Source organism: Imhoffiella purpurea (genome assembly GCF_000585215.1).
GTDB lineage: Bacteria > Pseudomonadota > Gammaproteobacteria > Chromatiales > Chromatiaceae > Imhoffiella > Imhoffiella purpurea.
The window spans coordinates 96,198-108,447 of sequence record NZ_AONC01000052.1 but is presented as its reverse complement, the minus strand read 5'-3'; the positions used below and the strand labels follow the sequence as shown (position 1 = coordinate 108,447).

Annotated in this window: 10 protein-coding genes and 1 pseudogene; 8 read left to right on the top strand and 3 right to left on the bottom strand. The window is 67.5% G+C overall.

Annotated features, from left to right (window positions below):
* The 6 genes and pseudogenes from D779_RS16250 to D779_RS16225 form a co-directional block, all read left to right on the top strand.
* A pseudogene (locus D779_RS16250) lies at positions 1 to 3,022 on the top strand (excinuclease ABC subunit UvrA); the annotation flags it as partial.
* Positions 3,023 to 3,234: 212 nt separating this feature from the next.
* A complete protein-coding gene (locus D779_RS16245; RefSeq protein ID WP_043756088.1) occupies positions 3,235 to 3,810 on the top strand; it encodes a Tll0287-like domain-containing protein in 576 nt (191 codons plus the stop codon).
* Between the two features lie 42 nt (positions 3,811 to 3,852).
* Entirely contained in the window at positions 3,853 to 4,419 is a 567-nt protein-coding gene (locus tag D779_RS16240) for a hypothetical protein (RefSeq protein ID WP_043756050.1), read from the top strand.
* 10 nt (positions 4,420 to 4,429) lie between these two features.
* Entirely contained in the window at positions 4,430 to 5,623 is a 1,194-nt protein-coding gene (locus tag D779_RS16235) for a protoporphyrinogen/coproporphyrinogen oxidase (protein ID WP_043756048.1), read from the top strand.
* Between the two features lie 43 nt (positions 5,624 to 5,666).
* Positions 5,667 to 6,158, top strand: coding sequence for a CreA family protein (locus D779_RS16230; RefSeq protein WP_043756086.1), 492 nt, complete (start codon positions 5,667 to 5,669; stop codon positions 6,156 to 6,158).
* Positions 6,159 to 6,323: 165 nt separating this feature from the next.
* Complete coding sequence (locus D779_RS16225; RefSeq protein ID WP_043756046.1) at positions 6,324 to 7,031, top strand: P-loop NTPase family protein; 708 nt, start codon at positions 6,324 to 6,326, stop codon at positions 7,029 to 7,031.
* 145 nt (positions 7,032 to 7,176) lie between these two features.
* On the opposite strand, the gene D779_RS16220 is transcribed toward D779_RS16225, so the two are convergent.
* Positions 7,177 to 8,328 carry a DUF819 family protein gene (locus D779_RS16220; RefSeq protein WP_043756044.1) on the bottom strand — a complete coding sequence of 384 codons (1,152 nt, stop codon included), beginning with the start codon at positions 8,326 to 8,328 and terminating at the stop codon, positions 7,177 to 7,179.
* A gap of 188 nt (positions 8,329 to 8,516) precedes the next feature.
* Here D779_RS16220 and D779_RS16215 point away from each other — a divergent pair, with 188 nt between their 5' ends.
* Both D779_RS16215 and D779_RS16210 read left to right on the top strand, forming a co-directional pair.
* A complete protein-coding gene (locus D779_RS16215) occupies positions 8,517 to 8,744 on the top strand; it encodes a DUF433 domain-containing protein (RefSeq protein ID WP_043756042.1) in 228 nt (75 codons plus the stop codon).
* The gene (locus D779_RS16210) at positions 8,741 to 9,109 is read left to right on the top strand and encodes a DUF5615 family PIN-like protein (protein WP_198295740.1); all 369 of its coding nucleotides are present in this window, start codon (positions 8,741 to 8,743) and stop codon (positions 9,107 to 9,109) included. The genes D779_RS16215 and D779_RS16210 overlap by 4 nt, the downstream gene beginning before the upstream one ends.
* A gap of 57 nt (positions 9,110 to 9,166) precedes the next feature.
* Here the strand turns inward: D779_RS16210 and D779_RS16205 are convergent, their stop codons facing one another.
* Both D779_RS16205 and D779_RS16200 read right to left on the bottom strand, forming a co-directional pair.
* Complete coding sequence (locus D779_RS16205) at positions 9,167 to 10,981, bottom strand: glycoside hydrolase family 15 protein (RefSeq protein WP_052348205.1); 1,815 nt, start codon at positions 10,979 to 10,981, stop codon at positions 9,167 to 9,169.
* 47 nt (positions 10,982 to 11,028) lie between these two features.
* Positions 11,029 to 12,027 carry a YihY/virulence factor BrkB family protein gene (locus D779_RS16200; protein WP_043756040.1) on the bottom strand — a complete coding sequence of 333 codons (999 nt, stop codon included), beginning with the start codon at positions 12,025 to 12,027 and terminating at the stop codon, positions 11,029 to 11,031.
* Positions 12,028 to 12,250: the final 223 nt, after the last annotated feature.

Genomic DNA, 12,250 nt, shown 5'->3' with positions numbered 1-12,250 from the left:
CCAGCCGGTGCCGACCCTCTCGGGCGGCGAGGCCCAGCGGCTCAAGCTGGCGGGACACCTGGCCAAGTCGGCGCGCCGCAAGACGCGGGACGGCGGATTGCTGTTCCTGCTCGACGAGCCCACCACCGGGCTGCACTTCGCCGACATCGCCGTGCTCTTGCAGGCCTTCCGCCATCTGATCGATCAGGGACACTCGCTGCTGGTCATCGAGCACAACCTGGACGTCATGGCCGCCGCCGACTGGCTGATCGACCTGGGACCCGAGGGCGGAGACGAAGGAGGCCGCCTGGTCTGCGCCGGCACGCCCGAGACGGTGGCCGCCCATCCGACCAGCCACACCGGACGCGCACTGAGGGCCATGCGGCGCCAGCGTGAGCCGGCCGTCTCCGAGTCCCCCGCACCGGCCTATCGCCCCGAGGATCCGGCCGTCGCGCGTGCTCAGGCACTCGCCGTCCCGGAGCACGCCATCGCCATCCGTCACGCGCGCGAGCACAACCTCAAGGATCTGACGCTCGCGATCCCGCGCGACCGACTCACCGTCATCACCGGCGTCTCCGGCAGCGGCAAGAGCACGCTCGCCTTCGACATCCTCTTCAACGAGGGCCAGCGGCGCTATCTGGAATCGCTCAACGCCTATGCCCGCCAGTTCGTCCAGCCGGCGGCGCGGGCCGACGTCGACGCCATCTTCGGCATCCCGCCGACGGTCGCGATCGAACAACGCACCAGCCGCGGCGGGGCCAAGAGCACGGTCGCCACCCTCACCGAGATCCACCACTATCTGCGACTGCTCTACGTCAAGCTCGGCATCCAATGGTGTCCGGACTGCGACATCCCCATCGAGCCCATGACCCGCGACACCATCCTCGACCGTCTGCAGCGCGACCGCGCCGGCCAGCGGATCGCCCTCATGGCGCCCATGGTGGTCGCGCGCAAGGGGCTCTACAAGGAGCTCGCGGCCTGGGCCGCCGGCAAGGGCTGGGAACGCCTGAGGGTCGACGGCGAGCCGGTGCCGACCGCCGACTGGCCCAGGCTCGACCGCTACCGCGAGCACAGCATCGACCTGCCGCTGGGCGAGGTCGAGATCGTCCCGGCCCAGGAATCCAGGCTGCGCGACCTGCTCGACCAGGCACTGGATCTGGGCAAGGGCCAGATACGCGCGGTCCGCGTCGAGCAGGGCCGCTGGCTGGACGAGAGCCACTACTCGACCGAGCGCGCCTGCCCCGGCTGCGGACGGGCCTTCCCCGAGCCGGATCCGCGCCTCTTCAGCTACAACTCGCGTCACGGCTGGTGCCCCGCCTGTCTCGGCACCGGCCGCGTGCTCGCCGGCTTCGACGCCGAGCAGAGCGGCGAGGAGGGCCAATGGCTCGAATCCGCGGGGGCCTCCCAGCCCTGCCCCCTCTGCTCGGGCGCGCGCCTCAGGCCCGAGGCGCTGGCGGTGCGCTTCCGCGGACGTTCGATCGCCGAGCTCTCCGCCCTCACCATCGACACGGCCGCCGAGCGGCTCGCCGACCTGGATCTGGACGCCCGCGAGTCGGCCATCGCCCGGGACCTGATCGCCGAGGTCCGCGACCGGCTGGTCTTCCTGCGCGAGGTCGGGCTCGGCTATCTGACCCTCGACCGCGGCGCGCCCACGCTCTCGGGCGGCGAGGCCCAGCGCATCCGGCTCGCCGCCCAGCTCGGATCCAATCTGCGCGGCGTCTGCTACATCCTCGACGAGCCGACCATCGGGCTGCACCCGCGCGACAACCGGCTGCTGCTCGATACCCTCGCTCGCCTGGAGGCCAAGGGCAACACCCTGGTGGTGGTGGAGCACGACGCGGAGACCATCCGCCGCGCCGGACACGTGATCGACCTGGGACCCGGGGCCGGCACCCGGGGCGGGGCCATCATCGCCGAGGGCACCGCCGAGGAGCTGATCGCCAACCCGGAGTCCATCACGGGCCGTTTCCTCGGACGGCCGAACGGACGCTCGCGCCCGCCGCGTCCGGTGGACGACAAAACGCCCTGCCTGAGCCTCCAGGGCGCCCGGCGCAACAACCTCCAGGATCTGGATGTCCGGCTGCCGCTCGAACGCCTGGTGTGCGTGACCGGGGTCTCGGGCTCGGGCAAATCGACCCTGGTGCGCGAGGTGCTGGTCGGCACCCTGAGCAACCTGCTCGGGGCCAAGCGCAAGGCCGAACTGGTCGGCTGCCGGGGCCTCGCCGGCTGGCAGCGGCTGACCCGGATCCTGGAGGTCGACCAGACCCCGATCGGCAAGACACCGCGCTCCTGCCCGGCCACCTACGTCGGATTCTGGGACGCCATCCGCCGTCTCTTCGCCGCCACCCAGGAGTCGCGCATCCGCGGCTGGGGGCCGGCGCGCTTCTCCTTCAACACGGCGGAGGGACGCTGCCCGGCCTGCCAAGGCCAGGGCGTCCAGCGGCTGGAGATGAGCTTCCTGCCCGACGTGCGCATGACCTGCGAGATCTGCGGCGGCAGCCGCTTCGACCGCGAGACGCGCGAGGTGCGCTACCAGGGACTCGACATCGGCCAGGTCCTGGATCTGGAGATCGAGCGCGCGGCCGAGGTGTTCGCCGCCCACCGGGGCATCCGCCATCCGCTGGCGCTGCTCCAGGACGTGGGGCTCGGCTATCTGACGCTCGGCCAGCCGAGTCCGACCCTCTCGGGCGGCGAGGCCCAGCGCATCAAGCTGGTCACCGAGCTGGCCAAGGCGCGTCCCAACGCCGAGGGCACGACCGACCGTCCGACCCTCTACGTCCTCGACGAGCCGACCGTGGGTCTGCACATGGCGGACGTGGCACGGCTGGTCGAGGTGCTGCACCGTCTGGTCGACGCGGGACACTCGGTGCTGGTGATCGAGCACAACCTGGACCTGATCGCCGAGGCCGACTGGGTGCTGGACATGGGACCCGAGGGCGGCGACGCGGGCGGACGCCTCGTCGCCCAGGGCACGCCCGAGGCGATCGCGGCCTCGGACGCGCTGCCGACCGGCCTCGCACTAAAGCGCCACCTGGGTGTCTGAAGACGGCCGCACACCGATCGGAGAGATCTGCCAAGCACGGCCTTCGGCCGGATACAGCGACGCACCGAGGCATTCCGAGAATGCGATCCATCAAAGGCACCGGGGTCCGCGACCCTCACACTAAAGAGGGTGCGAACATCGCCCCGGATGCGATCGACCGCAACCTTCAGGAACGCATCAGCACGCTATCGAACAACGAGGAGAATCGACTCATGCACAAGATCAGCCAAGCGATCGCGCTCGCACTGCTCACGACCAGCGGCACCGCGCTCGCCGAGACGGCCGCGACCGACCCGAAGGTCGTCGAGGCCAAGGGCCTCATCAAGGAATTCGCCACCCAACTGCAGGGCGAGCTCCAGACCGCCATGCAAGAGGGCGGCCCGGTCGAGTCCATCCGCGTCTGCAAGGAACGCGCGCCGGCCATCGCCTCCAGCCTCGGCCACAGCAGCGGCTGGGAGGTCGGGCGGACCAGCCTCGGGGTGCGCAATGCCGCACTCAACACACCCGACGAATGGGAACGCTCCGTGCTGAACCAGTTCGAGGAGCGCAAGGCGGAAGGCGAATCGATCGAGACCATGGCCTACTCCGAGGTGGTCGACACCGAGAATGGCCAGCGATTCCGCTTCATGAAGGCGATCCCGACCCAGGAGGTCTGCCTGGCCTGTCACGGCAGCCAGATCACGCCGGAGGTGACAGCCGCCCTGGACGAGAATTACCCTGACGACCAGGCGCGCGGCTTCTCCCTGGGCGACATCCGCGGTGCCTTCACGCTCTCCAAACCGCTCTGATCACCCACCACCCCGGCATCCGGTCCGGACTGGAGTGAGACAATGGCAGAACAACGCTTCGACATCGCCTTCGACGGCAGCACGACCGCCGATGCGGACCCGGCACTGGCCCGCCAGCGCCTGCAATCGCTCTTCAAGCTCGACGAGGCGGGCATCGCGCGTCTCTTCAGCGGCAAACCGGTCTTCATCAAGCGCGATGTCGATGCGTCGACCGCGGCCCAGTTCGAAAAGGTCTTCAGCCAACTCGGGGCCGTCGTGCGATTGATCCCACTCCACGACGGGGACGGTTCGGCCGGCCCACCGCCCGCCGATACGGCCGAATCCGTCCCCGCCCCGAGCCCTGACGACCAGGCACCGGAGAAGGACACGTCACCCCCGGCGGAGGATCCGCTCTCGCTGGCCCCGCTCACGGAGGACGGCTTCCTCGAAGAACCACCCGCGGTTAAGATGCCGGACCTCGACCTCAGTCATCTCAGCCTCGTCACGGGCTCGGACTGGACCCTCGAAGACTGCGAGACGTCTCCATCGGCCACCCGAACGCCGGACACGAGCCATCTCTCGCTGACCGAGATCGAGCCCGAACCGGACACCAAAGACAGCGGCGACTAAAGCAGTTCCCATGACCACAGACTTCGATCACATCGTCATCGGCGCCGGCATCAGCGGGCTCGGCGCCGCCCATTTCTCCGCGCGTCGGGGGCTCTCGACCCTGGTGCTCGAGGCCAGCGACCGCGTCGGCGGCTGCATCAACAGCCAGCACTTCGACGCGCTCGGCGGCTTCTGGACCGAGGGCGGCGGCCATACCTGCTTCAACAGCTACGGCAACATGCTCTCCATCCTCGACGATCTGGGCCTGACCGGGCAGGTCGAGGAGAAGCTCAAGGTCGGCTACAAGCTCTGGAAGGGCGGCAAGCGGCGCTCCATCCTGTCCGCCCTGCACTTCTTCGAGGCCGCGCGCTCCATTCCGCGTCTCTTCACCGCCCCCAAGGACGGACGCAGCGTCGCCGACTACTACGGCAGCGTGCTCGGCCGGCGCAACTATCGCGACCTGCTGCGCTACGCCTTCCAGGCCGTGATCTGCCAGCCCGCCGACGACTATCCCGCCGAGGCGCTGTTCCGGCGCAAGCCGCGCCGCAAGGAGGTCATCAAGGCATTCACCTTCGCCAAGGGCATCTCGACCATTCCGGAGGCCATCGCCGCCCAGGACGCCATCCAGGTCCGCACCGGACAGCGCATCGCCCGTATCGAGTCGGATGCCGAGGGCTTCCTGGTGCACGGCGAGGACGGCAGCCAGGTGCGTGGACGCCATCTGACCCTGGCCGTGCCGCCCGACGTCGCCACCGCGCTCATGCCGAACGGCTTCGAGGCGGCCCGCGACACCATCTCGGACATCGGCATGTCCGAGATCGAGACCCTGGTCCTGGCCTTCCGCAACCAGGACCTGCCGCTCAAGCCGATCGCAGGGCTGATCGCGGTCGAGGACGCCTTCTATTCGGCGGTCTCGCGCGACTTCAAGCCGGACGACTATCGCGGCTTCGCCTTCCACTTCAAGCCCGGCCAGCTCTCCCCGGAGGCCCAGGTCGAGCGCGCCTGCACCGCCCTCGGCGTCGCGCCGGACCGCATCGCCGCCCAGTCGCGCATCCACAACCGGCTGCCGGCACTGCGCAGCGGTCATTTCGATCTGGTGAAACGCCTCGACGCCGCACTCGCCGGCTCCAGACTCGCCGTGACCGGCAACTGGTTCCTGGGGGTCTCGATGGAAGACGCCCTGACCCGCAGCCGCAGCGAATCGGACCGTCTATTCGGCACCTGAATCCAAGACACCCGAGTCAAACCGAAACGAGAACCTAGTGGATATGCGCAAGACACTCGTCGCACTGACCCTGACCTGCCTGGCCGGATCGTCCGCCGCCGAAGAGATCGGCAGCGTCTCGACCAAGTTCAAGTTGATGGGACCCAACGACAAGATCGTGGTCGAGGTCTTCCAGGACGAAGACCTGCCCGGCATCGCCTGCTACCTGAGCCGCGCCAAGACCGGCGGCGTCTCGGGCGCCGTCGGCGTCGCCGAGGACACCTCGGACGCCTCGCTCGAATGCGTCCAGATCGGCCCGGTCCAGCTCACGGACGACATCCGCTCAGGCAAGCAAGACGGAGAGCAGGTGTTCAAGAAACGCACCTCCCTCCTCACCAAGACCATGCAGGTCGTGCGCTTCTACGACGCTCCGCGCAACGCCGTCGTCTATCTGACCTACAGCGACCGCATCATCGAGGGCTCGCCCAAGAACAGCGTCTCCGCCGTCGCCATCCAGCCCTGGCCGAACGCAGCGGCGCCAGCCAAGTCCAAGTGACCCCTCCGCGTCGAGGCATCCAGCCTCGGCACCGTCCCCCTCATCGGATAGAACCCTCCCCGATCCGACCGCAACATCGCTGCGATGACCGGGAGGGCCGAAGCCGCTACTATTCGCGCCTCGCGGATCCCGGTCCGCGCCTCAAAACCATACAGAGACGACAAGATGAGCAAGATCCATTTCATCGGCGGAGAGAAGGGCGGCGTCGGCAAATCGGTGCTCGCGCGGCTCCTGGCGCAGTATCACATCGACAGGGAGATGCCTTTCGCCGCCTTCGATACCGACCGCTCTCACGGCGCGCTGCTGCGCTTCTACGCCGAGTTCAGCACCCAAATCGCGCTGGACGAGGTCGAGAGCACGGACCTCCTGATGGAATCCGCGCTCGAGACCGAGCGCAACGTCCTGGTCGATCTGGCCGCCCAGACCGCGTCGCCGCTGCATCGCTGGATCGATCAGGCCGACATCATGGGTCTGGCCAGCGAGGAAGGCATTCCGGTCGTCTTCTGGCATGTGATCGATGATGGTGCCGACAGCATCGTCCTGCTCGAAAACCTGTTCGACCGCTACGGAGACGGCGCCGACTACGTCGTCGTCCGCAACCACGGGCGCGGCAGGAACTTCTCCGCCTACGATGCCTCCGATGCCCGCACCAAGGCCGACGAGATGGGCGCTAAACACATGGATCTGCCCGAGCTGAACGCCAGCTCGATGCGCAAGATCGATCACGGCGGCACCAGCCTCTGGGCCGCGGTGAACAACAAGGAATCCGGACTCGGACTCATGGACCGCCAGCGGGTCAAGGTCTGGATCCGACGTGCCTACCAGCAGCTCGACGCCTTGAACGACACCCTGCTCCCAGCCGCCGAGGACTGAAAAGCATCGACCCGCTGTAGGATGCGATAAGCGTCGCGAATCGCATCGTTCGCGATCGGTGCGGTTCGTTCCTCACCGCACCCTACAGGTCGGCGTTACCCGGCAAATCGCCTGATCCAAGGTCATCCGTCAGAGACCAGCCCCATCAGCCCCGCAGCCAGACCCCCAGCTCGATCCCGATGAAGTTGGCGATGGCGTAGCCGAATGCGCCGCAGAGGATGATGGGAATGACCATCTCGTCCCAGCGCTTGGAGAGCACCATGGCGGCCGCCGTGGTGGGCCCCCCGCAGTTGGCGTTGGAGGCGACGGCGATCTCGCGCAGATCGAGCCGCGCGATCCAGCCTCCCATCAGCAGGAAGACCAGATGGACGGTGATGAGGACGCTCAGGAAGAGCACGACCACGGGGCCGATCTCGATTACGGCCGGTAGACTGGCGGCCACACCGATGACGACGAAGAAGACCTGCATCAGCCCCATTCCGAAGGGCTGGATACCACGAATCCTCGCGATGGGACGGCTCGCCAATGTAGCGACCGCAACCGCCAGCGCCGAGGTCCAGAGGATGCCGGCACCGGCGAAATCGGTGAATCCCGCCAACCAATCGCCCAGGAAACAGATGGCCGCCGCCAGGGCGAAGGTGGTCAGAACGTCGAAGGGGCGCAAGTCGCCTTCGGGCTCCTCGACCGCCTGGGGAACGTCTTTGGGAGCGGGCCCGCGTCCCTCGGCCCGGCGGGCATAGATCCGCTGGAGGAGAGGAATCTCGGGCAACGAGAAGAGCAGCACGAAATAGGCCGCCATCACCAGATTGTCGGCCGCCACGGCACCCGCCTGCACGCTCGGAAAGGCGTCCAGACCCAGCGCCTTGGAGGTCGCGAGGAAGTTGATCGAACCCCCGATGTAGCTGGCAGCGAAGGTCCCGCTCAGCTCGGCCGCGTGCGGCACCGAGGAGAAGAGCGCATAGGTCGCGAGCGCACCGAGCAGGGTCCCGACAGCACCGATCGAGAAGGCCAGCAGCAGACGCCCGGTCTCGCGAAAGATCCGCCGCAGATCGGCGTGCAGCAGGAGCAGGACCAGACCGAAGGGCAGCGCCTGACTCCAGATGAAGTCGTATACCGGCGAGCTGAACGGCAGGATGCCCAGATTGGAGCAGAGCATACCGCCCAGGATCCCCATGACGACGGACGATATCCGCCGGCCGATGCCCTTGTGCTCCAGCCAGACGGCGACGGCGCCGACGAGCGTCAGAACGGCAGTGATGCCGAAGATCGAATCCGCGGGAATGAGCGAGGCCGGCATGGCAGATGTCTCCGGATGGGAACCGGAGCCGAATTATACCCTGCAGAGATAGGGCTATTGACACAGACGCGCCTGCAACCGGATCGCACCAGGAAATGATTCCTTCGGAACCGTCATCAGTCTGGCGACATTGAAGAATCCGATTGCTATCCTGTCTGCTATTCAGACCTTGGCAATCGCGAGCCACCATGGATATCGACCGAATCACCTTGAATCCTGCCGTGATGGGAGGCAAACCCTGTATCCGTGGCCTCAGGGTCACGGTTGGAACGCTGCTCGGACTCATGGCCGAAGGCGTCGGCAGAGACCGCATCCTTTCCGCCTATCCCTACCTCGAACCCGAGGACTTGGATGCGGCGCTGGCCTATGCCGCTTGGCGTTTGGAGGAACGCGAAGAGACGCTCACTGCGGCATGACCCTGCGCCTGGTCATCGATGTCAATCTCTCGCCGGAATGGGTCCCCGTCCTGACCGGAGCAGGATTCGAAACCCTCCACTGGACTCAGATCGGAGACCCTTCCGCGCCCGATCGAGAAATCATGGACTGGGCGGCCGCCAACGGTCACGCCGTCTTCAGCCATGACCTGGATTTCTCGACCATGCTCGCGCTGACGCATGCCCGCGGACCGAGCCTGGTACAACTCCGGGGTCCGAAGGTACTTCCCGAGCAGATCGCCGAAACCTTGATCGCGTCGCTTCGGCGCTTCCAGGCCGACCTGGAAGCCGGTGCATTGCTGCTGATCGACCCCAGACGTAGCCGTGTGCGCATACTGCCGCTTTGAACACTGAAAAGGCATCGGGCACGGAAACCAATGCCCACTTCCGATACCCTGCCGAGATCACTCCGGACAGCCGCACCGTCCGTCATCCCCCGCCCGGTGCTCGCCCGGCCCGCCGGCACGCCGCGTCAGGTTGCGGGCGCTGTTGATCAGAGCCACATGCGTGAACGCCAGTGGGAAGTTGCCCATCATCCGCCCCCGTTCCGGGTCGTACTCCTCGGACAGGAGACCCACGTCGTTGCGCAGATCGAGCAGCCGCTCGAACAGCCGACGGGCCTCCTGCTCGCGCCCGGCCATCGCCAGATTGTCGACCAGCCAGAAGGAACAGGGCAGGAAGGTCCCCTCCTGGTTCAGGCCGTCGTCGACCGCGTCCTGCGAATAGCGCAGGACCAGACCGTCCCGGGTCAGCTCGCGCTCGACGGCCTCGAGCGTGGCCCTGACCCGAGCGTCGCCGGGCGGCAGGAAGCCGACCAGGGGCACCAACAGGAGGCTCGCGTCCAAGGCCTTGCCGCCGTATTCCTGCACGAAGTTGCCGCGCTCGGGATCGACGCCGCGTTCGCAGACCTCGGCATGGATGCGGTCGCGGATTGCGGCCCAGCGCTCGACCGGTCCGGAGCGCCCGAAGCGCTCCACGGCCTTGACTGCACGGTCGAAGGCAACCCAGGCCATGACCTTGGAGTGCGTGAACTGGCGGCGGGGACCGCGCATCTCCCAGATGCCGTCGTCCGGCTCCGGCCACTTGGATTCGAGGAATTCGAGCAGCGTCCGCTGCAGCTCCCAGACCTCCTCCGCGGGCTCGACCTCGGCCCGGCGCGTCAGGTGCAAGGCGTCGAAGATCTCGCCATAGACATCGAGCTGGTGCTGGGAGTGGGCGGCGTTGCCGATCAGCACGGGCCCGATCCCCTGATACCCGGGCAGCCAGTCCAGGGCGCCCTCGCTGAGCCGGCGCTCGCCGGCCAGGCCGTAGAGGATCTGCAGATCCTGGGGGCGGCCGGCGGCCACCCGCAGCAGCCATTCGCGCCATTGGCAGGCCTCGTCCACATAGCCGGAGATCAGAAAGGCGTAGAGGGTGAAGGTCGCGTCGCGCAGCCAGCAGTAGCGGAAGTCGAAGCTCCGCCCCCCGTCCCAGCTCTCGGGCAGGCCCATGGTCGGCGCGGCGACGATGCCCCCGGTCGGGGAATAGGTCAGTGCCTTGAGGGTCAGCAGCGAACGCTCGACGGCCTCCGCGTAGTCGCCCCGGTAGGTCGACCGCCGGCTCCACTCCCGCCACCAGCCCTGGGTCGCCTCGCAGGCGGCCAGCGGATCGATCGGTAGCGGCGGACACTGCTCCGATGGGAAATGCGTCAGCACGAAGGAGGCGAACTGGCCTTCCGCGACCTCGAAATCGCACAAAGTCTGGTAGTCCTCCCCCTTCAGCGGGACCTGCGTCCTCAGCTCCAGGGAATCGGGTCCGGCGGTCGCGATGATGCCGCCGTCGGTGGATTGCACCCAGGGCACGACAGCGCCGTAGTCGAAGCGGATGCTCAGTTCCATGCGCATTCTCACCGCGCCCTCCAGCCCCTGGACCACCCGCACCAGATCCGAGCGCCCCTCCCAATGCGGCATGCAGTCGGTGATCCGCACCCGTCCGCCGTCGGTCTCGATCTCGGTGTCCAGCACCAGGGTTCCGTCGCGATAGCGGCGCGTCGACCGGCGGATCTCCCCGCGCGGGGCGACCAGCCAGCGTCCATGGTCGGAATCGCCGAGCAGACCGCAGAAGCAGGCCGGCGAATCGAAGCGCGGCAGACAGAGCCAGTCGATGGACCCATCCCGGCCCACCAGTGCGGCCGAGCGGGTATTGCCGATCAGGGCATAGTCTTCGATGGGCAGCGCCATGCGGACCCTCCGTGCGTCTCGATCACGGGATTCGGACGCGGGTCCGGCTAGGCGGCCTTGTCCGCGTCATCCCCTGTATCCCCGGCCGTCTCGCCCAGGGTATCGGCCACGTGAGCGCCCCGCCGGCCCATGGGTCGAGGCTCTCCAAGCGTGGAGTCCCGACCCGTCTGATGCTCCAGCTCGGCGTTCAGCGCCCCGCCCAGCAGCACGATGAAGGCCGACAGCCAGAACCACAGCAGCAGGATGACGACCGCCCCGAGCGAGCCGTAGGTCTCGTTGTAGCTGCCGAAATTCTGCACGTAGGCCGAGAAGGCGATGGAGCCGACGACCCAGAGGAGGGTCCCGAGCACCGATCCCCAGGTGACCCACTGCCAGCGCGCCGAGCGGCGGCTCGGTCCGTAGCGGTAGATGATCCCGAGCCCCAGCATGGCGGCGCCGAACAGGATCGGCCAGCGCGCCAGGGATACCGCCCAGTCCAGCAGTCCGCCGAGCCCCAGGGCGGCGATCACGGCGGGCACGACGGCGATCAGGCTCAACGCCAGCACCATGCCGACGATCAGACCGAGCGTCATCAGGAAGGCCAGCAGATTGAGCCAGATGAAACCCCGGCCCTCCTTCTCGCCGTAGACGACGTTCAGTCCCTGGATCAGGGACTTCATGCCCCGCGAGGCGCTGTAGAGCGTGATCAGCAGACCGATGGTCGCGGCGAAGGCCAGACCGCGGCCGGCCTGGGCGGCCACCTGCTCCGCCTGGCCGAGGATGATGGAGGCCGCCTCCGGGGGCAGCAGATCGCCGATCGAGGCCATCTGACTTTCGAGCCGTTGCGGATCGATCACCGAGCCGCCGATGGCGATCGTCGCCGCGATCGCGGGAAACAGGGCCAGCAAGCCGTAGAAGGCGATGCTGGCGGCGATCATCGAGACATTCTGGTCGCTGATCTGGCGGAAGGTGCGAAGACTCACGTCCCACCATCCCCGAACGGGGATCTCGCGTGGATGCTGGGCGTCTCGCCCGCGGTCGCTCGTCAGAAGGGCAGCATCTGTCATCGACTGGTTTCCCCAAAGTCATGAATCGATGCAAGGCCCCTAGCAAGGCTGGTGCCGACTGTTGCGTTCCCCGCGTCCCGAGCAGCCTGAACAGGATCCTGGTCCATCCGAATCGCAGACGCGGCGGGGCAAAACAGCCGCCGTCCGGTGAAATCAACCGCGCCTTCTGGCTCGCCTGCGCATGTCAGAGGGGCGACGCGCCTATTTTACTGGTCCGATATTT

Excerpts from the sequence above, each read along its gene's own strand:
- D779_RS16235 (WP_043756048.1), top strand. The coding sequence starts at position 4,430 with ATGACCACAGACTTCGATCACATCGTCATCGGCGCCGGCATCAGCGGG.
- D779_RS16200 (WP_043756040.1), bottom strand. The coding sequence starts at position 12,027 with ATGACAGATGCTGCCCTTCTGACGAGCGACCGCGGGCGAGACGCCCAG.
- D779_RS16210 (WP_198295740.1), top strand. The coding sequence starts at position 8,741 with ATGACCCTGCGCCTGGTCATCGATGTCAATCTCTCGCCGGAATGGGTC.
- D779_RS16205 (WP_052348205.1), bottom strand. The coding sequence starts at position 10,981 with ATGGCGCTGCCCATCGAAGACTATGCCCTGATCGGCAATACCCGCTCG.
- D779_RS16240 (WP_043756050.1), top strand. The coding sequence starts at position 3,853 with ATGGCAGAACAACGCTTCGACATCGCCTTCGACGGCAGCACGACCGCC.
- D779_RS16245 (WP_043756088.1), top strand. The coding sequence starts at position 3,235 with ATGCACAAGATCAGCCAAGCGATCGCGCTCGCACTGCTCACGACCAGC.
- D779_RS16225 (WP_043756046.1), top strand. The coding sequence starts at position 6,324 with ATGAGCAAGATCCATTTCATCGGCGGAGAGAAGGGCGGCGTCGGCAAA.
- D779_RS16220 (WP_043756044.1), bottom strand. The coding sequence starts at position 8,328 with ATGCCGGCCTCGCTCATTCCCGCGGATTCGATCTTCGGCATCACTGCC.
- D779_RS16230 (WP_043756086.1), top strand. The coding sequence starts at position 5,667 with ATGCGCAAGACACTCGTCGCACTGACCCTGACCTGCCTGGCCGGATCG.
- D779_RS16215 (WP_043756042.1), top strand. The coding sequence starts at position 8,517 with ATGGATATCGACCGAATCACCTTGAATCCTGCCGTGATGGGAGGCAAA.